General features: G+C 58.9%; 24 protein-coding genes and 1 tRNA gene. 6 read left to right on the top strand and 19 right to left on the bottom strand.

Annotated elements, in window-relative coordinates:
- The 3 genes from IG168_RS10815 to IG168_RS10805 all read right to left on the bottom strand — a co-directional run.
- On the bottom strand, nt 1-629 hold a 629-nt coding region (locus IG168_RS10815), incomplete at its 3' end, for an NAD-dependent epimerase/dehydratase family protein (RefSeq protein ID WP_193164396.1).
- Nucleotides 626-1,180, bottom strand: a complete 555-nt coding sequence (locus IG168_RS10810) for a TetR/AcrR family transcriptional regulator (protein ID WP_193164395.1) — start codon at nt 1,178-1,180, stop codon at nt 626-628. The genes IG168_RS10810 and IG168_RS10815, both read right to left, overlap by 4 nt.
- 443 nt (nt 1,181-1,623) lie before the next feature.
- The gene (locus IG168_RS10805) at nt 1,624-2,544 is read right to left on the bottom strand and encodes a LysR family transcriptional regulator (protein WP_193164394.1); all 921 of its coding nucleotides are present in this window, start codon (nt 2,542-2,544) and stop codon (nt 1,624-1,626) included.
- A gap of 232 nt (nt 2,545-2,776) precedes the next feature.
- On the opposite strand from IG168_RS10805, the gene IG168_RS10800 reads away from it, so the two are divergent.
- The 3 genes from IG168_RS10800 (at nt 2,777) to IG168_RS10790 (ending at nt 5,833) form a co-directional block, all read left to right on the top strand.
- Entirely contained in the window at nt 2,777-3,526 is a 750-nt protein-coding gene (locus tag IG168_RS10800; protein ID WP_193164393.1) for an SDR family oxidoreductase, read from the top strand.
- 130 nt (nt 3,527-3,656) lie between these two features.
- Nucleotides 3,657-5,219 carry an MFS transporter gene (locus IG168_RS10795; RefSeq protein WP_193164392.1) on the top strand — a complete coding sequence of 521 codons (1,563 nt, stop codon included), beginning with the start codon at nt 3,657-3,659 and terminating at the stop codon, nt 5,217-5,219.
- Nucleotides 5,216-5,833 carry an NADPH-dependent F420 reductase gene (locus IG168_RS10790; protein WP_193164391.1) on the top strand — a complete coding sequence of 206 codons (618 nt, stop codon included), beginning with the start codon at nt 5,216-5,218 and terminating at the stop codon, nt 5,831-5,833. Before IG168_RS10795 ends, IG168_RS10790 begins: the two co-directional genes overlap by 4 nt.
- 561 nt (nt 5,834-6,394) lie before the next feature.
- Here the strand turns inward: IG168_RS10790 and trmA are convergent.
- Complete coding sequence (gene trmA / locus IG168_RS10785) at nt 6,395-7,483, bottom strand: tRNA (uridine(54)-C5)-methyltransferase TrmA (protein WP_193164390.1); 1,089 nt, start codon at nt 7,481-7,483, stop codon at nt 6,395-6,397.
- A 79-nt stretch (nt 7,484-7,562) separates the two neighbouring features.
- Between trmA and IG168_RS10780 the strand changes: the two genes are divergently transcribed.
- Nucleotides 7,563-7,967: a secondary thiamine-phosphate synthase enzyme YjbQ gene (locus tag IG168_RS10780; protein ID WP_193164389.1), complete on the top strand. Its 405-nt coding sequence runs from the start codon at nt 7,563-7,565 to the stop codon at nt 7,965-7,967.
- A 4-nt stretch (nt 7,968-7,971) separates the two neighbouring features.
- Here IG168_RS10780 and IG168_RS10775 read toward each other — a convergent pair whose 3' ends face one another.
- The 9 genes from IG168_RS10775 to IG168_RS10735 form a co-directional block, all read right to left on the bottom strand.
- The gene (locus tag IG168_RS10775) at nt 7,972-8,307 is read right to left on the bottom strand and encodes a TusE/DsrC/DsvC family sulfur relay protein (protein ID WP_193164388.1); all 336 of its coding nucleotides are present in this window, start codon (nt 8,305-8,307) and stop codon (nt 7,972-7,974) included.
- Nucleotides 8,307-8,588, bottom strand: coding sequence for a sulfurtransferase complex subunit TusB (gene tusB / locus IG168_RS10770; protein ID WP_193164387.1), 282 nt, complete (start codon nt 8,586-8,588; stop codon nt 8,307-8,309). The genes IG168_RS10775 and tusB overlap by 1 nt, the downstream gene beginning before the upstream one ends.
- A gap of 10 nt (nt 8,589-8,598) precedes the next feature.
- Nucleotides 8,599-8,961, bottom strand: coding sequence for a sulfurtransferase complex subunit TusC (tusC, locus tag IG168_RS10765; RefSeq protein ID WP_193164386.1), 363 nt, complete (start codon nt 8,959-8,961; stop codon nt 8,599-8,601).
- A gap of 11 nt (nt 8,962-8,972) precedes the next feature.
- Complete coding sequence (gene tusD, locus IG168_RS10760; RefSeq protein WP_193164385.1) at nt 8,973-9,365, bottom strand: sulfurtransferase complex subunit TusD; 393 nt, start codon at nt 9,363-9,365, stop codon at nt 8,973-8,975.
- Between the two features lie 70 nt (nt 9,366-9,435).
- On the bottom strand, nt 9,436-10,116 hold the full coding sequence (locus IG168_RS10755) for a Bax inhibitor-1/YccA family protein (protein WP_193164384.1): 681 nt from the start codon (nt 10,114-10,116) through the stop codon (nt 9,436-9,438).
- Nucleotides 10,117-10,285: 169 nt separating this feature from the next.
- Nucleotides 10,286-12,715: an endonuclease/exonuclease/phosphatase family protein gene (locus IG168_RS10750; protein WP_193164383.1), complete on the bottom strand. Its 2,430-nt coding sequence runs from the start codon at nt 12,713-12,715 to the stop codon at nt 10,286-10,288.
- 12 nt (nt 12,716-12,727) lie between these two features.
- Nucleotides 12,728-14,002 carry a glycosyltransferase gene (locus tag IG168_RS10745; RefSeq protein ID WP_193164382.1) on the bottom strand — a complete coding sequence of 425 codons (1,275 nt, stop codon included), beginning with the start codon at nt 14,000-14,002 and terminating at the stop codon, nt 12,728-12,730.
- Entirely contained in the window at nt 13,999-16,242 is a 2,244-nt protein-coding gene (locus IG168_RS10740; RefSeq protein WP_193164381.1) for a hypothetical protein, read from the bottom strand. Before IG168_RS10740 ends, IG168_RS10745 begins: the two co-directional genes overlap by 4 nt.
- Nucleotides 16,242-16,952, bottom strand: coding sequence for a TVP38/TMEM64 family protein (locus IG168_RS10735; RefSeq protein WP_193164380.1), 711 nt, complete (start codon nt 16,950-16,952; stop codon nt 16,242-16,244). The genes IG168_RS10740 and IG168_RS10735 overlap by 1 nt, the downstream gene beginning before the upstream one ends.
- A 231-nt stretch (nt 16,953-17,183) precedes the next feature.
- Between IG168_RS10735 and IG168_RS10730 the strand changes: the two genes are divergently transcribed.
- On the top strand, nt 17,184-17,462 hold the full coding sequence (locus tag IG168_RS10730) for a hypothetical protein (RefSeq protein WP_193164379.1): 279 nt from the start codon (nt 17,184-17,186) through the stop codon (nt 17,460-17,462).
- A 16-nt stretch (nt 17,463-17,478) separates the two neighbouring features.
- On the opposite strand, the gene IG168_RS10725 is transcribed toward IG168_RS10730, so the two are convergent.
- The 5 genes from IG168_RS10725 to IG168_RS10705 form a co-directional block, all read right to left on the bottom strand.
- On the bottom strand, nt 17,479-18,864 hold the full coding sequence (locus IG168_RS10725) for an alginate export family protein (protein WP_193164378.1): 1,386 nt from the start codon (nt 18,862-18,864) through the stop codon (nt 17,479-17,481).
- A gap of 21 nt (nt 18,865-18,885) precedes the next feature.
- The gene (locus IG168_RS10720) at nt 18,886-20,535 is read right to left on the bottom strand and encodes an MFS transporter (RefSeq protein WP_193164377.1); all 1,650 of its coding nucleotides are present in this window, start codon (nt 20,533-20,535) and stop codon (nt 18,886-18,888) included.
- A gap of 9 nt (nt 20,536-20,544) precedes the next feature.
- Entirely contained in the window at nt 20,545-22,551 is a 2,007-nt protein-coding gene (locus IG168_RS10715) for an amidohydrolase (protein ID WP_193164376.1), read from the bottom strand.
- Nucleotides 22,552-22,610: 59 nt separating this feature from the next.
- A complete protein-coding gene (ycaC, locus tag IG168_RS10710) occupies nt 22,611-23,237 on the bottom strand; it encodes an isochorismate family cysteine hydrolase YcaC (RefSeq protein ID WP_193164375.1) in 627 nt (208 codons plus the stop codon).
- 123 nt (nt 23,238-23,360) lie between these two features.
- Nucleotides 23,361-24,044 carry a hydrolase gene (locus tag IG168_RS10705; protein ID WP_193164374.1) on the bottom strand — a complete coding sequence of 228 codons (684 nt, stop codon included), beginning with the start codon at nt 24,042-24,044 and terminating at the stop codon, nt 23,361-23,363.
- An 829-nt stretch (nt 24,045-24,873) separates the two neighbouring features.
- Here IG168_RS10705 and IG168_RS10700 point away from each other — a divergent pair.
- Complete coding sequence (locus IG168_RS10700) at nt 24,874-25,986, top strand: linear amide C-N hydrolase (protein ID WP_193164373.1); 1,113 nt, start codon at nt 24,874-24,876, stop codon at nt 25,984-25,986.
- 533 nt (nt 25,987-26,519) lie between these two features.
- Here IG168_RS10700 and IG168_RS10695 read toward each other — a convergent pair.
- Nucleotides 26,520-26,607, bottom strand: a tRNA-Ser gene (locus IG168_RS10695).
- Nucleotides 26,608-26,747: the final 140 nt, after the last annotated feature.

Below are 26,747 nucleotides of genomic sequence, written 5' to 3'. Positions count from 1 at the left end.
CCTTCTAGCATCATCTGGATTAATGTAAGTGAGCTCGAAAGCCTGCTTCCCAGTGTTGGGCCAAAAACACCGACCGGGTTGATTACGGAAAGCTCCAATGCGGACTCGCTTGTGCGGATATACTCCCATGCGAGTTTTTCGGCCATGGTCTTGGACTTGATGTATGGGCTTAACGCTGTATTTTTGGTGTCGGACCAATCATTTTCTGAATAAGAGAGTTTACTTCTTGGGTGCCCGTAGCCAATAGCACCGAACGAGGAGGTCAAAATGACCCTCTTTACCCGTGCAGACTCTGAAAACTTCAACACGCGCAGTGTACCTTGTGAGGCTGTTGTAATGACTTTTTCTTTGTCTCTTACCTGGCCGGAAGGGAAGGGAGAGGCAATATGCATTACGTAGGAAACACTATCTAAAGCTTCTTTCCACCCGTCATCCGAGTTTAGATCTGCGATATGAAAGGATAATTTCGAAAGATCTGTCACACCTCCAGCCTTTATCATTCCTCGCACGTATTCAATTCTTGATTTGTTTCTCAACGTAACGCGAACGTTGTAGTTTTTCTTGAGAAGTTCTACGATGCAGTGGCTCGCAATGAAGCCGGATCCACCAGTTACTAATACGGTTGTCACACTTTTTCTCCTGAGCCTCTGCAGCAGACTTTAATGCATGTAGATATTTGATTGAGGAAGGCTTCCTTTGATTCATGTTGCTCCTTCCATGCGAGCCCACAGATAAAAAGGGTCTGAGCGATTTCTCTCGCTGTGCATTTTCCTAGCGCAGATTTTGGCAAACTGGCTTGAAGAGCGCTGGTGAGTTTTTTTTGGAAATCGTTCTTGTAACTTTCGACGTCGTGCTGGGAAATGCTGTTAGCTGTAGAGATTACATCCCAAGTACCGTTCAGGTAAGTGTCATAGTGACGTCCGAACCAAGCATTCATTGCGTTCAGGATTCGTTGCTCCAGGGTTAGCTCGGTCTCGGCCAGAGCTCGGTCGACAAGTTCCAGGCCAGTATTCAGATAGTGAGTGGTGGCGGCAATGAACAGCTCTTCCTTACTTGTAAAATGCAAGTAGATCCCTTGTTTAGACAGGTCCGCTGCTCTTGCGAGATCCATCATTGTGGTTTTCTTAAACCCATATTTCCCGAAAATCCTAATTGAACTTTCCAAAATCTTCTCTTTCACTCTGCTCTCCATTTTGCCCATGTAGACCAGAATCGGCAAAATGGTAAACCACTGCAAGAACTTCCTCTGCGAAATATTGGCTACTGCTGGCGGAGTGCGGGTGCCTTGCACCAAGAAAGTGTTCAGGACGAATAGCAAAATATAGGGGCACTCTACCTATTGTGGGAGGGCCATACTGTGGCGCCAGTAGGGTGTTAAAAATACTCGATAGGAGAGCTTTAGTCGCTCGGCTGACAATTTGGTTTGGCAGGTATTTCGCGCGAACTACGCGGTGATCTGATTTTTAACTTTGACCACTACGGTGAATAATCGGGTGGCGGCTCTAGAAAGGTTTGCTGGCCAACTTTTCGACATGGCAAAAAAGTCGTTCAGTATTTCTGATGTTACTGGACTATGCGGCTCAGGGTGCCGGTACGGTGTCTTGAGCATCGACTAGAGGGGCATCAAACAGCGCGAAAACGTGGTGCCAGTTCTCTCTGGCAATGCTCTACAAGGAAATCAATAAAAGCCCGGGTCTTGGAAGGCAGCAGTTTCTGGCCGGAGTAGTAGACCACGACGGCCCCCAGATCTACATGCCAGTCCGGCAGCAGTCGTACCAGTTCCCCCCGTTGAAGCCAGTCGTAGGCGCAATCCATTGGTGCTAGCGTAACACCGAGGCCCAAGACCGCGCAGCGGGATATGGCTTCGGGGTCATTCATAATCACCGAGGGTTTGAGGCTGACATCGCAGGTGGATCCGTCGCTATGTTGCAGGGTCCAGCTGCGTAATCTGCCGGTGTGGGTCGAGCGTACGACGATACCGTCCAGAGTCGCGAGATCGTCCGGGACCTGAGGAATGGGGTTTGCTTTCAGGAAGGCTGGCGAGGCGACGGCCACCAGATGCAGCTTGCACAGCTCCCGCGCAACCACGCCGGGCACAAGCTCAACGGCGCCGCTGATGGCGGCATCGAACCCCTCCGCAACCAGGTCGACGCGACGATTCTCGAAGTGCCAGTCGGGCACGACTTCAGGGTAGCGCTGTTTAAAGTCGGCCAACAGGGGTAGCACATGTGTCATGCCGAAAGAGGGGGACAGGCTGACCCGCAGTCGGCCAGCAGGTACTTGTCGCGCTTCATCGATTCGGGCAATGGCGGCTTGGATGTTGTCGAGACTGTCGGCCACCTCAGCGTAAAAGCGCTCCCCGGCCTCGGTCAGGGTCAGGCGCCTGGTGCTTCGGTGGAACAGGCGGGTGCCGAGATTGCTCTCCAGCCGAGCTACATTCTTGCTCACCGCGGCGGCGGAGATTCCCAGCCGCCTGGCGGCCTCGGAGAAGTTAAGCACTTCGGCCGCGCGCACGAAGGAAGTCAGGTTTCCCAGGGTCTCCACGGCATCTCCTATTCCATTTGGTTGAAACTGATACTACTGATTCTGGGCTAACGCGTCCATAGTTTGAACCCTATAGTTCGCAGCGTGGGTTCGAAATGGCCTTGTCGCCAGAGGTCGCTGACGCAGCAGTCGGCGGATGTGGAACCTCACTAGGACACTCTAGCAATCGCGTGTGCATTGGACAGGGCACTCCAGCGCTGCACAAAGGTTTATTCACAAGAGGAGATTCATCATGAGTAAAAGACTTGAAGGTAAAGTCGCACTGATTACCGGTGGCACCACGGGTATTGGTCGAGCCACTGCACAGGAGTTTGCGGCACAGGGTGCAACGGTGTTCATCACCGGGCGCCGCCAGGCCGAGCTGGAAGAGGCCGTGGCCGCAGCGGGGCCGGGCACAATCGGTATTCGCGGGGATATTTCCAAAATGGAAGACCTGGACCACATCTACGAAGAGATCGCAGAAAAAGCGGGTCATCTGGATATTGTTTTTGCCAACGCCGGCGGCGGTGACTTCCTGCCCATGGGCGCCATCACCGAGGAACAGTTCGATCGTATTTTTGGTATTAACGTCAAAGGGATGCTGTTCACTGTTCAGAAGGCGCTGCCCCTACTGCGCGAGGGTGCTTCGATCATTCTTACCGGCTCTACCGCTGGCAGTAGCGGCACTGAAAACTTCAGTGTCTACGCGGCCAGCAAGGCAGCGGTACGCAGCTTCGCCCGCAACTGGATACTGGATCTCAAGCCGCGCGGTATTCGCGTCAATACCCTGAGCCCCGGTCCGGTGGAAACACCCGGATTGACCGGTCTGGTGCCGTCCGAGCAGGCGCAGGGATTGCTGGATGGCTTTGCCGATATGGTACCGCTGGGCCGCGTGGGGCAGCCGAGCGAAATCGCCAAGGCAGCACTGTTCCTGGCCTCGGACGAAAGCAGTTTCGTCAATGGCACTGAACTGTTTGCCGACGGCGGCCTGGCCCAGATTTAAATCCACGGTGCGGGCAGCGCTACTCTGTTAGGCACCACGCTACCGCAAGTCTGCACCGCCAATGAATACCTGTCTCACAGGTGGGAGGGAAGCCGGTTGGCTACTCTCCCGCTCATTCCTAGGAGTTCCTATGCCAACGCCAACGCCAACGCCAACTGCGCGGCGCGGTGCATTGCTGTTTGCACTCTGTGTGTGTGGCTTCGCCGTCACTCTGACCTACACGGGGATCGGTGTTGCCCTGCCCGAAATCGCTGCCGAATTAGGAGCTGGGCGCGTTGCGGCCACCTGGGTTATCAATGCATTTGTACTGGTTTTCGGCGCCAGCGTGATGGCTGCGGGCACGGCTGCGGATCGCTACGGACGCAAGCGCACCATGCTTCTCGGGGTGGTGCTATACATCCTCGCGTCGGTAGCCGCTGCTGCGGCCTGGAATATCCTGGCGCTTGATATATTGCGCGGCGTGCAGGGTGCCGCGGCCGCACTGGCAATGGCGGCGGCAGCAGCGGCGGTGGCGCACGCCTATCGCGGACCTGAACAGTTGAAGGCCTTCGCACTATTGGGGGCTAGCTTCGGTGCCGGATTTGCCATGGGGCCGATCTTTGTCGGCTTCACGGTGGAATACGCCAGCTGGCGATTGGTGTTCCTGCTGGGTGCATTTCTCGGGGCAGGGGTCTTGGTGCTCGTACGCCACGCACGCATGGCGGAATCGAAAGATCCGCACGCGAATCGCCTAGATATTCCCGGAACACTGTCGTTCATGCTGATGCTGATCCTGTTGACGTACGGCTTGATCGACGCGCCGGAGCGCGGCTGGGGTCATCCGCTCGTGCTGATCATGCTGCTCGGCGCGGCGGTCTCACTGGCGCTTTTCATTCTGGTTGAGCGAAAACATGATCGCCCCATGCTTGATCTGGGCTTGTTCCGCCACGGCCGCTTCGTCGGGCTGCAGGCGCTACCCCTGGCTGCCGGTTTTGGGTTTATCGCTCCTCTGGCGCTGTTGCCATTCCGGTTTATGGGTGTCGAAGGCATGGGCGAAGGGGAGTCTGGACTGGCACTGCTACCACTCTGCCTGCCGATTATTTTCGTGCCCATATTGGCGGGTCAGCTGACCCGGTGGATTTCTGCCGGTGGCCTCTGCGCTGGCGGACTGGTCGCAACGGCAGCGGGGCTGACCTGGCTTGCATTTGTTCCGGTGGGCGCAAGCGCACTGGCGTTCGCGCCGCCATTGCTGTTGATAGGGGTGGGAATCTCCTTTCCGTGGGGCTTGATGGATGGCCTCGCCGTGGCCGTTGTGCCCAATGAACGCGCAGGAATGGCGGTGGGATTTTTTGGTACTTCCCGGTTGGTCAGCGAGGGAACTGCCATCGTCGTCACAACCGCGCTGCTTGTTGAACTGCTCCAACTTCGTCTTCCATCAGAAACGGTATCCGCTCTCGTATTTGCTCGAGACCTGACTGGGGAAACGCCTATGAGCACCGGTGTGCTGGCGACCTATGCCAGTGCCTTCCAGTGGACTTTCCTTACTCTGGCAACGGTTGTCACTCTCTGTGCTCTTGCCATCTCAAAGGCGCTCTTGGTTCGAGACGATAATATTAGGGAGAGCTTGCCAGGGGATCGTGAAATGCTGCCAGCTAGTCGGCAGAAAGTTGAATCTCAAACAGAGGCGCGCTTCGCGCTGGAGGGTTCCGTATGAAGATCGGAGTTATTGGCGCCGCAACCGTCGGATGGACGCTCGCCACAAAACTGGCTGACAAGGGGCACTCCGTGCAAATTGCCAATAGCCGAGGGGTGGATTCGCTCGTGCCTCGGGTCGCCGATGCAGGCGTGCCGCTGCAGGCCGCTTCACTGGAAGAGGCGCTAAACAATGACCTTGTCTTATTGGCAGTGCCGTGGACCAAGGTGCGCGAGGTGCTCGGTCAGGATGTGGACTGGGATGGCCGGATCATCGTCGATGCTACGAATATCTTCACCTCTTACGCGCCCGACTTCCAGATCGAAGACCTGGGAAACGATAGCGGTAGTGAAATTGTTGCGCGTCTCGCACCCACCGCGCGGGTCGTCAAGGCTTTTAATACGCTGCCGATCGAGAAAATGTTCGCGCCTTTGCCCGCGAAAGAGTTGAAGCGGGTTCTATTTGTCGCCGGTGATGATGCCCGAGCTGTCCAAGATGTCATGAGCATCGTCGAGGACGTGGGTCTTGCGCCTGTTGCTATCGGATCTCTGGCCGTGGCAGGACGGCAAATGGAGCTCCAGGGCCCGTTCAGTGGACTGGAACTGTTTAGAATCGGGCGGGAGATTAGTTCGTGACCTCGTTAGGTTTTCTTCAAGTTACAGATATTTGACGGGTGCCAACAAATGAATTTGTTCTTGAATAATCTTAGATTCCTCATGCCTCGGGGAAGAGGTCTCGGCTCCAGGTCTCACTCATTCAGAAAATCAAACTGATTGTCGAAAAGCATCATATTCTCTGTTTTGTTGAACCGTTTTAAAGTCTCCGTGGAAATGTGTCGAGCTAGAAGGGCCATTGCGGAGACTCTTTAGATGAAATTATTGGCGCGGTATAAAGCGTACACAAACGGAATATAGATGCTGTTCAATTTCGGATACATGAAGCGCAAATTTTTCTCGGAAATTTACCCTAAAATCACAACGTCATTTCTATTTTTGAGATTGTTCTCGCTCCGGCAGAGCCATTGGTGACTTTATAATCAGCCTTAACAGGCGCTTGTAACCGTACTCCTTCAGGCTTCGGATCAGATGGTCGATCACAGCAGTTCCGGTAACGCTGCGATGTACGGTACAAGGACTCTCGGCCGGGAATTCTAAAAAATAGGGAAAGATCGATCGCAGCCCGCGGCTGCGATCACTCTATTTGCGCACCAGTAACAGTCCGGATTCCGTATGGTCGGTATACGGGAACTGGTCAAACAGTGCGAAGCGCTCCACCCGGTGGGTCTTGCTGAGTTCCGCCAGGTTTTCCAGCTGTGTCTCCGGGTTGCAGGAGATATACAGAATGCGCGGGAAGCGCGCGACCATCGCGCAGGTATCGGCGTCGAGGCCGGCGCGGGGCGGGTCCACCAGTACGGTGGAAAACTCATAGCTGTCCAGGTCGATATCCTTCAGGCGGCGGAAGGGCCGGACCTTGTCGATGGCCTGGGTAAATTCCTCGCTCGACAGCCGCACGATATCCAGGTTGTCGACGCCATTCGCCACGATATTTTCCTGCGCGGCGTTGACCGAGACTTTGGAAATCTCCGTCGCCAGCACCTTGTCGAAATGTTCGCACAGCGGAATGGTGAAGTTGCCATTGCCGCAGTAAAGCTCCAGCAGGTCTCCACTACTGTCGGCACAGGCGTCTTTCGCCCAGCTGATCATCGCGCGGCAGATTTCCCCGTTCGGCTGGGTGAAGCTGCCTTCTACCTGTTTGTACTGGTAGGTTTTATCGCCGATCGGCAGCTTTTCAATGACGTAATCCCGCTCCAACACCACCTTCTGTTTGCGCGAGCGCCCGAGAATGGGGAAGCCGAGCATTTCCTGCAGCGCGCGGGCTTCCGACTCCCACTGGTCATCGAGCTTCTTGTGGTAAATCAGCGTAATCAGTGCATCGCCGCTCAGGGTGGTCAGGAACTCGGCCGAAAACAGTCGCTTCTTGAGCGTATCGCTGCGGTTGACGGCCTCCAGTACCTTCGGCATCAGGGCATTGATCAATTCAGACCCTACGGTGAACTCGTCGATGATAAACGGCTGCTTGTACTCGCCCTGGCGGTACATCGCGTAGTGGGCCACCCCTTTTTCGTGCCACACCTTGAACTCTGCCCGCAGCCGATAGTGGATCGGTGGCGATGGGAACAGCTCGGGAGCCAGGTCGGTATAATCCCGGTAGGCCTCGCTCAGGCGCGCGGCCTTCTGCGCGAGCTGTTCGTTGTAGTCGTCGGTGTTAACGCGATGAATGGCCATACTAGAATTCGTTTGTGACAAGATTGGGCGGGCGCGGATTATAGCGGTCCGCGCATACTGCGGCCAGAAAGGAGTACACATGGCAATTGGCCAGTTAGAGATCTTAGTGCGGGGCCAGGGCCTACACGAGTTTACCGAACAGGTGGCCGACTGGCTGGCCGGGCAGGGTGCGGATGAAGGGTTGTGTACGCTGTTTATCCAGCACACTTCTGCCAGTCTGCTGATTCAGGAGAATGCGGATCCCTCGGCGCAGGTCGACCTGGAAAACTGGCTGAACCGGCTGGTTCCGGAAAACGACCCCCTGTACACGCACACTCTCGAGGGCCCGGACGATATGCCGGCCCACATCAAGGCGGCGCTGACCGCCACCAGCCTGTCCGTGCCCGTACTGGGCGGGCGCCTGCTACTGGGCACCTGGCAGGGACTGTACCTGTGGGAGCACCGTCACCACCGCGGCCACCGGCGGGTGATACTGCACGTCTAGGCGATCAGAGGCAATTTGTAGGCTTGGGCAGACCGGCGATCTTGCTGCCGATCCTGGCGGGGCTTGGAGGAAACAACTGCATCAGGTAGATACTGCGGCCCTTGTCCGCACCCAGGTGCTGGCCCACATATTTCACCAGTGGGCGCATGGCCGGGGACAACTCAAATTCACGGTAGAAATCCTGCAGCAGGGCGATCACCTGCCAGTGCGCCTCCGTCAGGGTGATACCTTCGGCTTCGGCGAGGTGTTTGGCCACGGCGGGGCTCCAGTCCTCGCGGTTGCGTAGGAAGCCCTCCTTGTCGAGTGCTATCTGGCGGCCTTCTATTTCGATGTTACTCATCACTTGAACCAGCTGACGACGGGATGATGTTCGGTACAGAGCGACACCCAGCGGGCGTCGTCGATGGCTTCGATTGAGCCGGGCACCGCCAGCCCGCGGGCGGCGGCGTCCGCTGCCAGGCAATAGAGTTTGGCGGCGGCGAGCTTTTCCGGCATTTCCCTGCTCAGTGCGTAAACGCCGTCCTCAATCAGTAACAGCGCGTCGCCATCCCGGACGGCATTGGCGCAGTCGCTCAGTGCACTCGAGCTGAATGGCGATTTGCTGACGATATGCAGTGTCATTCCGGCTCCGTTAAAAATTCAGCGCGATATCAAAACCGGCGATAAATTTACCGACATCGACGACCAGTACAATCTCTGCGCCGGTTATTTGCAGCTGCGCTGGATCGATACCCCGTTGGGAAAGGCTGAGTTTGCAGACATGCAGGGTTTCCACGCCGAACATCGGCAGGGCCTGCAGGTTGCGCTGCAGGCTTTTCTGCTCGATGGCCGCCGGTTCCTGGCCATCGAGCAGCTGGAAGACGCCGTCGTTCACAAACAGCAATTCCGGAGACTGATCCATGGCCGCAGCGGCGAGCACGGCTTCCAGTCCCTCGCGGGCGAGAGCGCTGCCGTAGGGCGCCTGGCGACAGATTGCCAGAGTGCGGTTGGCCATTGCGATACCTCCTATTGCCCGAAAGTGATCAGGCGGTCGGAATTGACTGCGGCGTCGGCGAGTTGGCCGAGCCCCGCCAGCTCGAATCCCTCGGCCAGATTTGCAGCGGGTTTTTCCAGCCGGTTGGCCTCGCTCGAATTGAGGACGCCGCGGCGCTGGGCGGCGGCGATACACACCACCAGATCCAGCTTGTGCGCACGCTGCAGTGCCTGCCAGCCCTCGGCAATGTCGGCCTCATCCTGCGGTGGCGCGGATAGGGCGCTGCCATTGTGCACGCCGTCGCAGTAGAAAAACACGCGATACAGCTCGTGCCCGGCAGCCAGCAGCGCGCGGGCGAAGCGCAGCGCGGTGGCCGCGGATTGGGAGGCGTGCGGGGCGCCGTAAACCGCCAGGGAAAATTTCATAGATTGCCAGATAGTAAAATGCCCCGCGGGGCGGGGCATTGACTGCTACCGGGTGACTAAAGCCACCGCTTTAATCGTCGGATGCGAAGCCGATGATGTGCAGCAGGCTGGTAAACAGGTTCAGGATATCCAGGTACAGGCGGGTGGTCGCCATCAGGTAGTTGGTCTCACCGCCGTGGATGATCGCGCTGGTGTCATACAGGATGAAACCGGAGAACAGCAGGGCGATAACACCGCTCAGGGCCACGCTGGCAAGCGGCAGGTAAACGCCGAACATACCGGCGATCACGAAGCCCAGTGAGCAGACTACCGCGGCGATCAGGCCGACAAACAGGAAGCCGCCCATAAAGCTGAAGTCTTTGCGGGTAGTCAGCACATAGGCGGACAGGGCAAAGAAGATCAGCGCGGTGGTTCCGAGTGCCTGCATGACAATCTGGCCGCCACCAGCCATGCCGAGGTAGTGGTTCAGCATCGGGCCGAGGGATGCACCCAGCAGACCGGTGAATGCAAACACGACGCCGACACCCTTGCCGGAATTGGCGGTGCGCGGCAGGACAAACCAGATCAGTGCCAGGGCACCGAGGGAGCAGATCAGGCTCATGCCGCGGCCCATGTTGATGGCCATGGCGATACCGGCGGTAAAAGCACTGAACAGAACGGTCATTGCCAGCAACGCGTAAGTGTTGCGCAAAACCTTGGCCGATTCCGAGCGATCCACTGCACGGGTTGTTGAATAAACTTGCGGCTGCATTAGCAACTCCTGCTATTGAACGATGGAAGAATCATATAGCCAGTGATATAGACCATCAAGTCGGTCCTTCAGTTCACGGCGCCGTCTCGAGTTAGCAATGGCGCTGGGCCTTATACCCATGATTGGGGCGATTCGCCGGAAAATCAATCCGCAATAGACGACATCCGCTTCATCCTTCATCGGGCAGTTCGATATCGGCGATCAGTGGCAGGTGATCGGAAGCCTGGCGCGTCAGTTCGGTGCGGGGCACAAGAATGCGGTGCACTTTCACTTCGGGCGACACGAAGATGTGGTCGATGCGGACCTTGGGCATGCGGCTGAAGAATGTGCCCTGGGGCGTGTGGTTGGGGGCCTCGATCTGCGCGTCGCGCAGGTGACCGTGCAGGCGCTTGATCTCGGCGGCGTTCGGCAATGCATTGAAATCGCCCACCAGTACCTTGTGCCCCTGACACTGTGGATGCGACAGCCATTCGGGCCCCAACAGCGCTTCCACCTGGTTCAGGCGCTCGGCTTTGGACAGGCCCAGGTGCGTGTTCAGGATATGTACTTTGCGGCCGTCGTGTTCCACCTCGATCCACACCGCGCCGCGGGGCTCGTCAGCGGCCGGATTGAAGAGACCTGCCTTGCCCGGCGGCGGTCCCGGCAGGATGTCTTTCTTCACGACGCGCATCGGCAGGCGAGTGAGTATGGCGTCGCCATAACGCTCTTCCTCCACGTGCAGCGCCGGGTGGAACTGGAAGTCCATCTGCAGCAGTCGCGCCAGGCGCTCGGCCTGGTCGAGACCACCGCTGCGCTCGCGCATGACATCCAGCTCCTGCAGGGCGACCACGTCCGGGTGATAACGGGCGATGACCCGCGCGATCCGCTGGGGGGACAATTTGCCGTCCATACCCTGACAGCTGTGCACGTTGTAGGTCATGACCCGCAGGGTTTTGACCTTGCCCGCGCGGGGCCGCGTCGGCCGGGGCTTTGCGCCGCGGAGAAATGCCCGCGCCGCCGAGCGCAGTTCTTCCGGTCGCCAATGTCCCCGATTCGGGTCCGGCGGCGGTATATCTTCCGGCATCAGGGCGAAGGCGTGGGTTTCGTTGGGACCGGCTCCACCGTGACTGCCGTTCTCCATGGCAAAGGTCATCGGTTCCGCGCCGTCGCACCAGCCGAACATCATGAAGTCGCCGGCATCCTCGTGGTGGCACAATTGAGCCATGTCGGCGGCGGTCTCCTCGGGAAAGGGGTGTCCGCGCCCGACGATGCGCGGTCCGTCTTCGGGTAGGCGGATGGGACCCTCTCGCCACCAGCCGTGAACCGGTGACTCGGGGTCTTCGGGAGCTGTTTTGTACAGGACCAGCGGCACCTGGGCCTTTTCCACGATCAGCTGGGCCACTTTCTCGCGGCCGAACCCGTTCAACTCGACGTTGTACAGCATCGCCACCGGTCCGAGCGCGGCCAGTGCCAGCGGCGCATCGCTCTCGGTGTGAGGTTCCGCGTCGCTCGGAATCAATTTTTCGATCCACTCGCTGCCGAACAGCCGCGCCCGCTCCAGCTGATGGCCGCGCTGGCCGCTACTGCGGTAATCATTTGCACCACTGGGCAGGTCCGCCAGGGCCTCGCTCAGGGCATCACCCAGGCTGCGGCCAAAGCGCTCCTCGTAGGGTTGGGTCTGTTCCTGACCGTGGTCGGAAATGATCCACACGTCGTAGTGGCGCCGGTCGGAGCGGTGCGCGGCGCGCCAGATGCGCCCAATGGCATCGTCAATGCCCTTGAGAACCCAGTGCGCAAAGGCCGAGCGCGGTCCGCGGCGGTGGGACTGCTCGTCGTAGCCGAGCAGGTTCACGTAAATTACCGGCAGCGCCCGGGCAATATCGATCTTGACGCCGATGGTGCAGAGTTCCCGCATCAGGATCGTTACGGCCACCCGCGTGGGCACAAACATCAGTTCGCGTATCAGGTCCTGTCCCTGAATCACGCCGCGGACACAATCGACCAGTGCCAGAAAGAACTCGACCACCACCAGCGCGCCGGTGCGCACCAGGCTCCAGGCATTGGTGAGCAGCAACAGAATGACAGTGAGGGGGCTCGCTTCCCGCAGGGCCGGTCCCCAGCCCTGGTCGGCGGGGCAGAAGTGCGCCTCGCCGTGCTCGGCGCCGGCGCGGAACAGGCTTAGGTAACAGCTGCCGCCCTTGAGTAGAGGATCCCGACACTGCGCAGTGAGTCTTTCTTCTACCCGGGCGGCCACTTCCGGGTCGTACATGCGCACGAGTTCTTGTGACTCCTGCAACATGAAACCGAACGCGGGAACCGCCTGGCGGATGCCGTAGAACAGCTCTGCCTGTACTGCGGGAGTCGTGGAGGGCACACCGGGATAGAGGTGCTCCAGGTGGTAGTGTTCCTTGCGGATCAGTCGCCGCAGAAATGGCATCTTTCCCTTGCCCAGCGCCTTTTCCAGCTGCGGATAGGCCAGGCCGTCGATCTGGATCAGGATCAGCCCGGGGTCACTGGCCGGGCACTCGCTGCGCGGCAGGCCCATCATCCGGGCCATCCATTCGCTGCGGCTGAAACGGCGGCGCCAGCGGCGCAGGGCGGACTCGATTCGGCTTAACATCGGACCAGTGGCTTATCGCTGCTGGGGTTGGGAAAAGGCGGCGCCGGCCGCGCTGGTGACGCCCTCGAGGATTTCCCACTGGGCGCCGATCATATTGCGCAGGCGCATCCACTGGGCAAAGAGGGAATCATCGAGGGACCAGGGCTGGTCGAGTAGGGGTTCATAGAGCTCCAGTGCGCGTTCAGCACAGTTGTCCATGGAAAAGTCTTCCGCCGTACGCAGGGCCTCGGCACGGAGCTTTTGGCGTTCCGCGGGCGGCATCTCCATCAGCCATTCCATTGCCGCGACAAATTCCGCTTCATCTTCCCGCGGTAGGAGGCGACCGTTGAGACCGTCGCGCACCACCTCGCGCGTGCCGTTGGCGTCGAGGGCAATGACCGGGGTGCCGGCGGCCATCGCCTCGGTCAGCACCATACCCTGGGTTTCGCTGGTGGAGGCAAACACAAAGGCGTCCATGGCGGTATAGGCATCCCGCTGGGCGTCACCCTGGAGCGTGCCAGGCATATGCAATCGCGCGCCGAGGCCGCGGGCAGAGAAATTCTCGCGAATTTGTGTGGCCATGGGGCCGCTGCCTACAAGTAGAAAGTGGGCCTGCGGATGGCGCTGCATACTGTCGGCAACGGCAGCGGTGAGAAATCCCAGGTTCTTTTCCGCCGCCAGGCGGCCCAGGTGTCCGAACAGCAATGCGTCTTCGGGAATACCCTGTTCGCGGCGTATCCGCCCGCCGTCGCCGCCGCGGTATTGCGCCACATCCACCCCGGTGGGCACTTCCGCAATCGGTGTGGTGACACCCCGTTCGCGCAGCAGTACGGCGATACTCTGGCTCGGGGCAAAGACCAGGCTGGCGAGATTGGCGTAGCGGGTAGCCAGTTCAATCACAAAGCGTTTTAGCGCCTGTGAATCTGCCGGGACATAGTGGGTATAGCGCTCGTAGAGCGTGTGGTGGGTAAAGACCAGCGGCAGCTGTCGCGAGCGGGCGATGCGCAACGCGGTCATCCCCAGCAGAAAGGGGTGGTGGGCGTGGACGATATCCGGGCGGAAGGCATTGAGCCGTTCGGTGAGGTCACCGGAAAACGGCAGGGCCACGGAAAAGTCGCTGCCGTTGAAATTCTGGATGGCGTGAATACGTAGCACATCTTTTTCGTGTTTCACGCGCTGGGCAAATTCGGGGGCCACGACTAAAACCTTGTGGCCGCGTTCGCGGTAGGCCTCGCTGAAGGCTGACACCGACCGCGCTACACCGCCCACGTGGGGCAGGTAGGTATTGGTGAGCATGACGATGTTCACAGAGGGGAAAGCTCCACGTAACTGGTCGCCGGATCCGCGCTGGCCGGTACATAGCCCAGCGCGCGTATCTCCATGGGCGGCGCTTGCCGGTACCACTCGGCATTCCAGCTCACACGCGGCTGGGCGCCGGGAGTGATTTCCAGCGAGATGCGGCCGAAGCGCGTCAGCGCCGGTCCGAAACGTATGGGGCCTTCCGCCGCGGTATCCGCCAGCCATTCCGGCGGCAGGCCGCCTATCAGCACCAGCGTATCGCCTTCCTCGCGCACGAAGCAATTGCGCTGCATCGCCACCCATTCGGCTGCGGCCCAGGCGTGCTGGCCGTCGCCCATGCAGCCACCGAGCGAATGCGGGTGAATGGCCTCGGGCCACTGGCCGGTTGGCGACGCCAGCTTGGCGACACTGCGCATCAGCTCAACGCAACGGGTATCGCCGGCGCGCAACAGCACCTGGGCAATGTGCAGCGTCAGGTAGGCGTTGATCCCGGAGTGGATCATGTCCTGGAAAAAGCCCCCGTGCACGAAGCACTGGTCGATCAGGAATTCCGCCAGATCGGTCAGACGCGGGTCATCGGGCGGATAGAGCTGCAGCGGATAACCCGCGGCAATAGACCCGATGGCACCGGCATCGAGACGCCGGTTGGGAGAGGCGGGCATGGCGGCCCGGCCGAGGCGCTCGGCACAGCCGGCGAGGCTTTTATCGATGGTTTGCTGAAAATCATCCGCCTGGGCGTTGAGTGTTGTGCTGTCACTATCCATTCCCTCCCGGGTACAGATGGCAGCGGCGGCGCGCTGTCCAGCCACGCCCCAGAAATCATCCCAGTAGTAGCAGTCGTTTGGTCCCAGGTGTTCGGCGCTGAATCCCGCCGGCAGCAGACCGCCGCAACGACCGCGGCCCTTGGGCTGACGCTTGGCGTCGATCCAGCGGGCGCCACGCAGGACCGGTTCGCGCCACACACCTTTCAACTTGCGGTTGGTGAGCTGGCAGTAGAGATCGTAAATCCACAGCGCTTCGCCGTTGGAATCCCATTCGCCGTCCTGGGAGTGGAAAAATCCGTCGCGTTTCTGCCGCGGGGCAAACTGATCCAGGGCCCGCTCCGCCCGTTCCACCAGGCCAGCGTACAACAGCGACTGGATCATGAAGGCGGCATCGCGAAACCAGAACCGCTTGTAGGTGTAGGGGCCGGGATAGACATCTTTCGGAGAGTGCAGCACCAGCGTGCGGATCGCTGCGTCGTAGAGAAATTGAAACTGCGGATCCGGCACTGTCATGGCGCAGTGGTCTTTCAGGTTGTCCGGCCAGTTGGCGGGCAAGCTGCCCTTGTGGCGGCCGCTGTACAGGGGGATTTTTACCTCCACATTCAGCGGCTGGCCGGGTTCTATCCGGAACAGGGCGCCGGCCGTCGCCATGCCCACGTCGCACTCGCCGTGGGTGCGGCCGCCCTGATCATCGAGGTGCAGAAAGATATCGCCGCCGCGGTAATCGGAGGCGAGGTGACGGTCGACGGCGCGGCCGAAATCCACCGCCAGTTTGTCTTCAATCATCCAGTGGTGGCGGCTGTCGTCGAGGCGGACCTTGTGAATGAAGCTGACCCCCTCGGCATTGCACGGGCGCAAGGCGACAACCAGCCAGCCCCCGGCATCGCTGGTGGCGTGCAGTCGCATCAGGCAATGGCTGTCACTGCTGTCCCGCTCCACGCTGGCGGAATTGGTCAGGCGTGCGCCGCCCTGTGCAGATTCGGTCACGACGGCGATATTGTCATTCATCTCGAGGCGCTGGGCGCAGTCCTCGAGCGTGGCCGGTAACAGGGGCTCGCCGCCGTCTTCCAACACCCAGGCATCAATCGACCAGCCATCGTAATGGGGTGTCAGCATTCCGCGCGGATCGACAATGGGCATCTCCTCGCAGTCGGGTATGCCCACAGCGGTCCAGTTGCGGTGGCTCAGGTTGCAGTGGGTGATGGAAAAGGCGCGCGGAATAAACGCGCTGTCGTAGGGATCGAACTGCCGCTGAATCCAGTAGGGCCAGACCCAGTCCAGGTTGTGTTGGATAACCTTGCTGTTCATCAGGGCGCGGGCGTGGAAAATTACTCCGGCACGCAGCAATTCGATGGGCTCCGCTACTTCCGAGGGTTCGGCGAAGCGCTGCAACCGCGCCATGACCGAGAGTGGATCGAGGAAGCCGTGCGCAGTGGCAAATTTGCGCACGAAGAACCGCCAGGGCAGCCATTTCATCCAGGGCATCAGAGATCCTCTCTATCAATTTTCTGCGCGAGGACACGTCGCGCGATGCGCGTCAGTCCGATCAGGCCGATCACCGCCAATACAAAACCGGTGCCATAGAGTGCCCACTGGAGCGGCGTGCGTTCCGGACCCGTCTGCCCAAGGGTAGTCAGGTCAGCGGCAATCGAGCCCAGGTACACATTGTTCAGAGTGATGGGAATGATCCCGAGCATATTCCCTAACACAAAGTCCCACAGGCGCACCGGCGTCAGCCCGAAAAAATAGTTGGACAGCTTGAATGGAAACAGCGGCACCAGCCGCGTCAGCATGATCATGCGCCAGCCTTCCTCCCGGATCACCTCCCCCAGGTGCGGCGGACGGACATGGGACATCAGCCAGCGCGATGGCCGTTCACCAACCACATAGCGCGCAATCAGGAAGGCGATCGTCGAGCCGAGTACGGTCCCGGCAACGACCAGCAGCATGCCCTTGATCACACCGAAGACGAAACCGGCACCCATGGTAAAAACCACGCCCGGCAGCAGCAGCACGATGGCCGCCGCCATGATCAGGATGAATAGCAGGCTCGCCTGCCAACCCCGGGCATTCAGCCACTGCATCACTTCGATCAGGCGATCATCCAGGTCGTAGTGGTGCAACAGGCTGAGCGCACCAACGACGGCCAGGATGCTGATTGCCAGAATCCAGATCGGGGCGTATTTGACCGACATCTTTACTTACGAGTCCTTCGGGCGCGCCTTTTAACGATTGCCACCTAAAAGACTAGCCAATTGGTGTCGCGAAGGGGTGGATTAGCAGTCCGGGGAGCCAGAGAAGTCCCGGCAGAAGGACATTCATTGCGTGACGCGCGAGTCGCTATTGTTGCGACTAGCTCCGCCTGCCGCTCTATGGTTAAGAGAGGCACTTGAATTCATGGATTCAAACTTTGTGGAGAGAGCAATATGCGCCTGTATATGGAAGTGCGTATACCGGTCGAAAAGGGCAATGTCAGTTTCGCCGACGGCACGATGGAAGAAGCGCTGATGGATTTTATTGATGCCGCCAAGCCAGAGGCGGCCTACTTTCACCTGCGCGATGGGAAGCGCGCCGCGGTGTTTATCTTCGAAGAAACCCAGCCAGCAAAACTGATGGCCCACAATGAAGCGCTGTTTGCCGCCCTCGACGCCGAAATCTGGACTCAGCCGACCCTGACGCTGGAGGATCTGAAAAGCCAGATGTAGTGAGCGCCGATCCCCGTCAAAATCGAAATTGCAGGGTCAGTTCGGTAAAGCCGGTGTCTTCCGATGGGCCGGTTTCACGAATGAAACTGCCGGGACTGAAAAAGGTGTGAATGGCGGTAAAGACCAGCCCGCGCCGGATCGTGTAGTCGGAGGTCAGTGACAGTGCCGCGCCGACAAAACGCTCCTTGCTGCCATCCGGGTTGCGGACTATCTGGCCACTGGGGCTGTAGATACCGTCTTCGGTCTGCAGACGCCAGAAAAAATTCAGGTCCGCGGTCAGTCCCCATTGCTCGCGGGGTTGCAGATCGACGAAGGTATGAAAATTATAGAAATTGCGCGGCCCCAGTATGGCCGCCTCGGAAAAGTAATTGCCGCGGGGGAATAGGGGGTTGAAGGTCTGCAGATCCGGGTTGTCAGGGTTTTTATCGCCGCTGGCAATGTTGAGGCTGAGTCGCAACTGTGGCTGCCAGCAGTTTTCGGGCCAGCGGTAGGCGGTTTCCGAAGCCACTGTCCAGGCGCGGATGTCCCCGTGATCAAATCGGCCGAACTGGTACAGCGTTTCCCAGTTCCAGCGCCAGTTGTCCCGCTCTCCCCACAAGCGCGCGCCGAGTGAGTGGCGGTGCTCCTGACCATCCCCCTGGGTATAGATTGCGTCCTCGTTTTCATAGCCGAGGTAATAGATATCCAGGTTGCCGCCCCGCGGGAGCGACTTGCGTGTGGCGTAAACACCCCAGAGGGCGAGCTCATCGTTAGTCCCGTCGTCGAATGTGCCCGGCCGGTCGCGGCGCGGACGCGCGACGATTGCGTTGATGTCCCAGTCGGGCAGGGTCGCAATTCCCCGTAAGCCATCGAAGGTGCGCCGAACATTGGGGCCCTCGCGCACATCCACCAGGCGACCGGACCCCAATACCACTTCCTGGCGGCCTGCGCGCAGCGTCAGCGTTCGCTCGTAATTTCGATAGAGCGGCAGGTCTACAAAGGCATTCTGCCAGGCCAGGCGATCCTCATCCACGGGGCTGGGGCCGCCACTGCGTCCGGCTTCCAGCGCGCTGGTCAGCTGGCCGAAAAAGCGCAATCCGTTGTGCAAGTGCCAGTCGCCGAACAATGAATAACGCTGTAACCAGACGCCCCGGGTATCCTGGGGGGCGTCGCCGAACTGGGGGTCCTTGGTGTACTCGTAGCGCTGACGAATTTCGCCGCCGAGTGTCAGATAGGATTCACCTTGCGGATCCAGGGGGATGAATTTCCAGCAGAGCGGCCAGTGCTGAGAACGGGGCAGGTCGCGTAACGCGCTGTAGTCCTCCTCGAAGCGCAATTTCTTGATCGGTGGCAGCGTGAACGTCTCTGCCGCGGAGAGGGCGGCCGGAAGGCAGAGTAGGGAAACGGCAATCCATCGCATCATCAAACAATCAGCGCCCCATTGTCATTGCATACCCGGATCACCTACCACAGGTGAGACTGTCATAGTGGTGCGGTGAGCTTCCGGTGCCAGCCAGTGGGTCACTAGCGGCTCCTTTTCGCCGGTGTGAAAGGCCCGGGCACGCCCCTGGATTTCACTGTCGAGCGCGGTGATGCGCTGGTGGTGGCGCAAATGGGCAACCCAGGAGTCCTCGATAAAATATTCGACCATACGGCCGGGTTGTGCCACATCCTCAAAAAGTCCCCAGGCATAAGCGCCGTGTCGCTTGCGGGACGCCTTGAGTTCGCGCATGGCAGCCATAAACGCACCGCGATCGGCCTGCTCGATTAGATATTCGACGGTCACCATCACCGGTCCGCGATCGAGTGCCACGTCGCTGGCAACCACGGGTTGTGGCCAATAAGCCGAGGGCGAGTGGTCGATCCCCTCACCGCGCAGTAGCTTGAAACGCCAGGCCAATGCGCCGGCGATGAGGATGCCGGCAGCGGCGCCCAACTGGGCAGTGGAAATGTCCAGATGTGACGCTACCTGTCCCCAGATCACGCTGCCGAGCGTCATGCCGCCAAAGAATACCGTTATGTAGATCGACAGCCCCCGCGCCCTGACCCAGTCGGGCAGGGCCATCTGCGCGGAGATATTGAGCCGTGACAGCACCGTGATCCAGCAGGCGCCGGCGAGCAGGCTGGCGGCAATGGCCGCATCGGCGCGCTTGACGACTGCCAGGACTACCAGCACCAGAGCCGTCCCGACGGTGCCCAGGGCCACCAGTTCATCGGGACTGAATTTCTTTGCGAGCCGGGGCAGGAAAAAAGCCCCGGCGACTGCGCCGACACCCACGGCGCCGAGGATGATCCCGTAGAGTTCCGGGCCGCCCTGTAATTCCTGCCGGGCAACCAGCGGCAGCAGGGCCCAGAAGGCGCTGGCAAACAGGAAGAATGCGGTCGCCCTGATCAAGGTCGAGCGCAGGGCACGGCTCGCTTTTGCATAGCGCAGCCCCGCGCGCAGTGCGCTCCAGAAGCGTTCGGCGGGCAGGTCACTTTCCTCTTCAGGGGGCGGTTTCCACCAGAGCAGCGCAGCAATCACAAACAGGAAACTGATCGCGTTGATCAGGTAGGGCCAGCCGATACCGAAGGCCGCAATGATTGCGCCGGCCAAGGCGGGTCCGATGGCGCGGCTGATGTTGACGCCTACGCCGTTAAGAGCGATGGCGGATGACAGATGTGGCCTGGGTACCAGCTGCGGAACTATAGCCTGCCACGCAGGAGCCACGAACGCCGCCCCGGCGCCGGACAAAAAAGTGAAGACCAGTAGCAGCCATGGATTGATCTGCTTGCCCATCACCAGCGCGGTTAATATCAGCGCTGTTACAGACATGGCCGCTGTCACGATGATCAACAGGCGGCGCCGGTTGACCAGGTCGGCAAGCGCGCCGGCCGTGAGGGCAAACAGAAAAACCGGCGCGCTGGTTGCGGCCTGCACCAGCGCGACCATCAGCGGCGAGGGCGAGAGGGAGGTCATCAGCCACCCCGACGCGACATCGTTCATCCAGGTGCCGATATTGGAAAGCACTGTCGCCGTCCAGAGTACGGTGAAGGCAATATGGGAGAAGGGCGCCCACGCTGGACTGCTTGGCGGCCTGGATTCCTCACTCATAAGCAGGCTTCAAAAGGCAAAACAGGAACAGCCCAGAGCGCCCCAGAATGCGGTTTTATCGGCCACGGGAATCGGCGAATTCCAGGCGATCTGGTGGCTGTGGCCATGCAGCGTGCAACCGCTGGCACAGCCATCACTGCAGGCCCGTGCGCCAGTGACAGGCGCTGTGACCCGGCCATAGGCGCGCATTCCCGGCGTCGGTTCGCTCCTCACCGGACTCCAGTCCGGGCTGACCGGCGGTAGCGGAGGGTCCAGGTCGCTAAAGGGGCCGGCAGCGTAGACGATGTCACCGCCCAGGATGGTCAATTGCGAAACGATCTGTCGAATCTCTTCCGCGGGTACCTTGAAATAGTCGGCCGACAAGACACTGAGATCTGCGTACTGTCCGGGTGCCAGGCTGCCCTTGACCTTTTCTTCACCGGAAAACCATGCGGAACCCTTGGTCCAGAGCCCCAGCGCCGTCTCGCGATCCATGAGGTTGTTCGAATCGTACAGTGCAAGGCCGCCGACGGTCTTGCCGGTGGTCAACCAGTAGAGTGCCACCCAGGGATCATAGGAGGCGACTCGTGTGGCATCGGTGCCGGCGCCTACCGGCAAGTCCATTTTTAACATCTGGGCGATGGGGGGCGTGTGTTTCGCTGCGTCGGCACCGTAGCGATCCACAAAATATTCCCCCTGGAAAGCCATCCTGTGCTGGACCGCGATACCGCCGCCGAGTGCCCGGATTCGCTCCATATTGGGCTCACTGATCGTTTCGGCGTGATCGATAATAAAGCGGGTCTTAAACGGGGTCTTGCCGTTTACCCGCTCAAATACCGTCAGAAACCGGTCGATGGATTGGTCGTAAGTGGCATGGATGCGAAATGGCCATTCCTTTTCCGCCAGCAGGGCGACAATCGGTTCCAGTTCTTTTTCCATTGTCGGTGCCAGATCCGGGCGCGGCTCGAGGAAGTTTTCGAAATCCGCCGCCGACCACGTCAGGTTTTCGCCCGCACCGTTCATTCGCAACAGCGCATCGCCAGCACCGGGCTCGGTCATGGCGACCCAGCGTTCGTAATCCGACAGTTCCTCACCGGCCTTCTGTGCAAACAGGTTGTAGGCAATGCGCACGGTCAGCTGGCCCTGGTCGTGCAGCTTCTGAATTACCTTGTAGTCATCGGGATAATTCTGCCCGCCACCACCGGCATCGATGACGGACGTGATACCCAGCCGGTTCATCTCGCGCATAAAGTGCCGGCTGGAATTCATCTGGTCGTCGAGGGAAAGTTTTGGGCCCTTCGCCAGCGTGGAATAGAGGATCAATGCGGACGGTTTGGCGATCAGCATGCCGGTCGGTTCGCCCTTGGCATCTTTCTCGATGACACCCCCGGGCGGGTTCGGTGTGTTGCGGTCGATCCCCACTGCCTTGAGGGCCGCCCTGTTGAGCAGCGCGCGTGCGTAAAGGTGCAGGATAAAGACCGGGGTATCCGGCGCCGCCTGGTTGATTTCGTCCAACGTCGGCATGCGCCGCTCGGCAAACTGGAATTCGGACCAGCCTCCCACCACCCGTACCCATTGAGGTGCCGGTGTATTCTCGGCCTGCCTTTTCAGCATGCGCAGCGCATCGGCCAGCGAGGGCACATTTTCCCAGCGCAATTCCATGTTGTAATTGAGGCCGCCGCGAATCAGGTGCATATGGCTGTCGTTGAGGCCCGGAATCACCCTTTTGCCCTCGAGATCAATCACGCGCGTTTTGTCATTGGCGAAACGCATGATTTCCTTTTCATCACCAATGGCCTGCACCACACCACCGGAGAGGGCGATGGCACTGACCTCCGGCTTATTCGCGTCCAGAGTCGTGATGGTGCCATTGTGCAAAATGGTGTCGGCCATCATTTTCCCTCTTTGGTCAGCGGCGCGGCCCGCGAGCGGCCCCAGAAAAGCCAGGGCGCCGAGCGCGGCAGATCCCTTGATCACATGTCGGCGTGTGGGGCCACCCTTGCCGGTGCCAGTTTTATCGTTGGATGAATCAGACATGCGGTTACCTCAATAACAGCCTTCAATCACTGGCAGAATGGTTGTGCAACATGGCAGGCCTACTTGGAACTGGTCACCGTGTTGTAACTGGTCATCAGGTTCCTGTAGTCCGGAATATGGTCGCTCAACAGAGTAGCCAGCCCTTCAACGTCATTGCGCCAGTCGCGGTGCAGCTCACAGGCCACACCAAACCAGGTCATCAGCTGGGCGCCGGCTTCGGCCATGCGGTTCCAGGCGGAGTGGCGGGTCAGTTCGTCAAAGGTTCCGGAGGCATCGGTCACCACGAATACCTCAAGTCCCTCCTCGATTGCCGAGAGGGCAGGGAAGGCGACACAGACCTCGGTGACAACACCGGCGATCAGCAGCTGCTTTTTACCGGTCGCTTTCACGGCTGCGACAAAGTCTTCGTTGTCCCACGCATTGATCTGTCCGGGCCGCGCTATGTAGGGGGCTTGCGGAAACTTCTCCTTCAATTCCGGAACAAGGGGCCCGTTGGGGCCGTCTTCGAAACTGGTGGTCAGGATGGCTGGAAGCTTGAAGTAGGCCGCGGCATCGGCCAGGGCGAGGACATTGTTCTTGAACTTGTCCGGGGGAATATCCCGCACCAGCGACAGAAGACCGGCCTGGTGATCCACGAATAGAACAGCGGCGTCATTCTTGTCGAGGCGTATATAGCGAGTGCTCATTGAAGATACCTTGCTGGTTGTTTGGCGGGCGGGTTAGGAGTCAAGTCACCGCCGGGTTGGGTGAGGGCGCGGATTGTTTGGTGTCGCGCCCGGATATTCGGCTTTCACAGTAGGGGACTGCTGCTATTTCTTGGCGGGCACAGGCTCCTGAACCGGACCGTGTTTCACCCGCTCGTCGGCTTTGTGCACCATGGTGTAGGCATAATCGACACCCATGCCGTAAGCGCCGGAATGTTCGCGGACAATATCCATGACCGCATCGTATGTATCCCGGTGGGCCCAATCCCGCTGCCACTCCAGCATCACCTGTTGCCAGGTTACTGGCACTACACCGGCTTGGATCATGCGTTGCATGGCATAGTCGTGGGCCTCTTTCGATGTCCCGCCGGAGGCATCGGCCACCATATAGATTTCATAGCCGCCTTCACGCATGGCATCGAAAGAGAAGGTGTTGTTGCAGACCTCTGTCCAGAGTCCTGATACCACCACTTTTTTCTGACCATTTTTGGCCAGTGCATCGCGGACTTTCTGGTCGTCCCAGGAGTTCATCGAGGTCCGCTCAAGCAGCGGGTGCTCGGGAAAAACCGCCAGCAGTTCGGGGTAGGTGTGTCCTGAAAAACTTTCGCTTTCCACTGTGGTGATCGTTGTCGGGATATTGAAAACCTTCGCCGCCTTGGCCAGTGCCACGACATTATTTTTGAGAACCTGGCGATCGATGGACTGCACGCCGAAGGCCATCTGCGGTTGCTGGTCAATAAATATCAGCTGGCAATTGCCGGGTATTAACAATTCGGGTTTGCTGGTCATTAAGGTACTCCTGGGGTGATCCTGCGATAGAGCGGTATTGTGCAAGGTAAGCGGACGCCGCTTTCTACCAAAGCTGACGTGACATTTTTCACCGAATGCTTCGGTATCAGATTAGATCAGGATTGGCCGAATTTTCGGGTGTAGGCACTCTGGCGCGTATTTCTGTTTAAAGACCAATGAATAGAACGACGCGATGAGCGCAAGGAAAATAGGCGGGCGGGAGAAAGCGAAGAGCGCCGGTTACCGATCTGCCATTCTCAAATGCGAGAGCAATTTAACTCGGTAATTGCAGTATTTTGGTTGAAATTAATTTTCCCACTGAATGAAAGTAGCGCCATATGTCCTGGCGGGATACGGGCTAAATTGGCTCAATTTACAACCGATCCACGTGGAACAAGAGCGTTCAAGTGACAAGTTCCACAATTGGGGTGGGGGATCTTTTGGTGCAAGAAATGCTAGCTCCATTCCAACCTGTCGAGGTGAGTAAGAAAGCTCCACATGGACATCTATTTTTTGTTCTGAGATTGATCGCCACTATTTTCAATCGACGTTGCCAGCATCCTCCAAGCTGTAACTTATTGAGAGGATAAATCGTCAGATAAATACCCTCGTCTCTGTAGATGTCGGCCAAGATCTCTAGATTAAGCAATGCATTGACGAAAACGGCTTTGATTATTGAAGAGTTTCAATAGCTGTCGGTGATGGCTATAGCCATTGCCTTTGTGACACTACCTGCGGCGTAGCACTACGCGGCATCGGTCGTTCCGGCGGTACCAGCCGCGACATCACCGAAAGAGCAACGAACCACAGAAAGTGGAAGGAAACGCCAATGACCCGCTTCAATTCTTCCCTCCTTTTGCTCTCGTTCATCCTGCTTGTGCCTTTGCCGTCGGTCCAGGCGTGTACTTATGTGAGGCTGGTCGGCGCCGATGGGTCTTCCCACCCTTCCCGGACCATGGAGTGGGGCGTATTCGAGTTCAATCATTTAGCCTTTACGGCTACGCCCCGCGGGGTAGAAATGAAATCGATGCCAATGCCCGACGGTAAGGCCGGCGCATCCTGGACAACCAAGTATGCCCTCGGAGGCATCACGATCATCCGCGACAGCGCTTACGCAGATGTGATGAACGAGCGGGGGCTGGCCATCAATCTCCTCTACTTGCCCGACTTTGCCAAGTATCAGACCTACGATCCGGACCAGGCTAACATTTCGATGAGCCCCACCGACCTAATGGCGTATCTGGCGAGCCAGTTCGCTACAGTGGCCGAGGTGAAAACCGGCCTGAAAAAAATTCGCGTTGTCCCCGTGGTCGAACCGGCCCTCGGCATTCCGGCACCCGTACATTACGCCATCACCGATGCATCCGGAGCGGAAATTGTGGTGGAGTATCTAGATGGCAAACTGAACATTTATGAAACCACAATCGGCGTCATGACCAACTCTCCGGGCTATGACTGGCACCTGACCAACCTGCGCAATTATGTGAACCTGCGCCAGACTGACGTGCCGCCCATCAAGGTCAACGATCTCAAGCTGACACAGATCGGTGTCGGCAGCGGGCTGATCGGCCTCCCAGGCGATTACACGCCGCCCTCGCGCTTCGTCCGTGCTGCCGCCTGGAGAGAGATGGCGCGCAAGACGCAGGGCGGGTTCGACACCACGCGTGAGGTGTTCCGGATCCTCGATAACTTCAATCTCCCCATCGAAGGGGCGGGCGACCATGTGCCCAAGGGTTTTGAGCCGGTTAAATACGGCTCGACCCAGTACACCATGTCCTTCGACATCAAGAACCTAATGATTTACTACCATACCGACGACAACCGGACCGTTAGGTCCATTGATATGAAGAAGGTCAATTGGGACGATTTGAAGGGTGTGCAGTCGATGCCACTGCGGACAAAAGATATTCCGCCCGTACGAGAAGTTACGCCGAAGTTCTGAGTTGCAGGTCCATTTGAATATTCGTATTCCGAGGCAGATGCAGATTGAGCCGATCTAACGCCCTAGGCAGTTTGGCAGGATTCAAGCGTAGGCGAGCACTTTAAAAACCGATACAAGCCGGGATCTCTCATGATGCGGAAGTAAAGGGTTAGCTTCGCTTTCGCTCGCTGGTCTCCGTGCTGGCGCATTCCGGCTCGAACGGGGTTCTCATCCAGGGCTGCCCCATCCCCATACAAAAAAACCCGGCATAAGCCGGGTTCTTTTGTCTGGCGGTGGGGCAGGGATGCGCTTCGCTGCGCTCGCGGCTCTCCGGGCTGGTGCCCTCCGAGTCGAACGGGGGTTCTCATCCAGGGCTACCCCAATCCCATAAAAAATCCAGTGTATGCCGGACTCTTTGATTAAGAGGAAGGCGGGATTAGCTTCGCTGCGCTCGCTGGTCTCCGCGCTGCCGCGCTCCGGCTCGAACGGGGTTCTCATCCAAATCCACCCCAACAGATATAAAAAAACCCGGCATGAAGCCGGGTTTCTTTATATGGCGGTGGGGCAGGGATTCGAACCCTGGGACCTGTTACAGTCAACGGTTTTCAAGACCGCCGCTTTCGACCACTCAGCCACCCCACCAATTTGTCCGGCGCATTATACCGGTCGGATTTCTCGGTACAAGGGGACGGACAATTTTTTTAAGCAGTTCAATGAGTTAGGCGATTAATTGAACAGCGCCGTTACCGGCGCCGTTCGATTTCCGCCCAATCACGAGCGCT

Origin of the sequence: Microbulbifer hainanensis (assembly GCF_014904735.1) — a bacterium.
In the GTDB taxonomy this organism is placed as follows: Bacteria; Pseudomonadota; Gammaproteobacteria; order Pseudomonadales; family Cellvibrionaceae; genus Microbulbifer; species Microbulbifer hainanensis.
Note: the sequence above shows the minus strand (reverse complement) of the source record. Positions and strands in the feature narration are given on the sequence as shown.

Coding starts and splice junctions, on each gene's coding strand:
- IG168_RS10800 (WP_193164393.1), top strand. CDS start 2,777: ATGAGTAAAAGACTTGAAGGTAAAGTCGCACTGATTACCGGTGGCACC.
- IG168_RS10795 (WP_193164392.1), top strand. CDS start 3,657: ATGCCAACGCCAACGCCAACGCCAACTGCGCGGCGCGGTGCATTGCTG.
- IG168_RS10790 (WP_193164391.1), top strand. CDS start 5,216: ATGAAGATCGGAGTTATTGGCGCCGCAACCGTCGGATGGACGCTCGCC.
- trmA (WP_193164390.1), bottom strand. CDS start 7,483: ATGGCCATTCATCGCGTTAACACCGACGACTACAACGAACAGCTCGCG.
- IG168_RS10780 (WP_193164389.1), top strand. CDS start 7,563: ATGGCAATTGGCCAGTTAGAGATCTTAGTGCGGGGCCAGGGCCTACAC.
- IG168_RS10775 (WP_193164388.1), bottom strand. CDS start 8,307: ATGAGTAACATCGAAATAGAAGGCCGCCAGATAGCACTCGACAAGGAG.
- tusB (WP_193164387.1), bottom strand. CDS start 8,588: ATGACACTGCATATCGTCAGCAAATCGCCATTCAGCTCGAGTGCACTG.
- tusC (WP_193164386.1), bottom strand. CDS start 8,961: ATGGCCAACCGCACTCTGGCAATCTGTCGCCAGGCGCCCTACGGCAGC.
- tusD (WP_193164385.1), bottom strand. CDS start 9,365: ATGAAATTTTCCCTGGCGGTTTACGGCGCCCCGCACGCCTCCCAATCC.
- IG168_RS10755 (WP_193164384.1), bottom strand. CDS start 10,116: ATGCAGCCGCAAGTTTATTCAACAACCCGTGCAGTGGATCGCTCGGAA.
- IG168_RS10750 (WP_193164383.1), bottom strand. CDS start 12,715: ATGTTAAGCCGAATCGAGTCCGCCCTGCGCCGCTGGCGCCGCCGTTTC.
- IG168_RS10740 (WP_193164381.1), bottom strand. CDS start 16,242: ATGCCCTGGATGAAATGGCTGCCCTGGCGGTTCTTCGTGCGCAAATTT.
- IG168_RS10735 (WP_193164380.1), bottom strand. CDS start 16,952: ATGTCGGTCAAATACGCCCCGATCTGGATTCTGGCAATCAGCATCCTG.
- IG168_RS10730 (WP_193164379.1), top strand. CDS start 17,184: ATGCGCCTGTATATGGAAGTGCGTATACCGGTCGAAAAGGGCAATGTC.
- IG168_RS10725 (WP_193164378.1), bottom strand. CDS start 18,864: ATGATGCGATGGATTGCCGTTTCCCTACTCTGCCTTCCGGCCGCCCTC.
- IG168_RS10720 (WP_193164377.1), bottom strand. CDS start 20,535: ATGAGTGAGGAATCCAGGCCGCCAAGCAGTCCAGCGTGGGCGCCCTTC.
- IG168_RS10715 (WP_193164376.1), bottom strand. CDS start 22,551: ATGTCTGATTCATCCAACGATAAAACTGGCACCGGCAAGGGTGGCCCC.
- ycaC (WP_193164375.1), bottom strand. CDS start 23,237: ATGAGCACTCGCTATATACGCCTCGACAAGAATGACGCCGCTGTTCTA.
- IG168_RS10705 (WP_193164374.1), bottom strand. CDS start 24,044: ATGACCAGCAAACCCGAATTGTTAATACCCGGCAATTGCCAGCTGATA.
- IG168_RS10700 (WP_193164373.1), top strand. CDS start 24,874: ATGACCCGCTTCAATTCTTCCCTCCTTTTGCTCTCGTTCATCCTGCTT.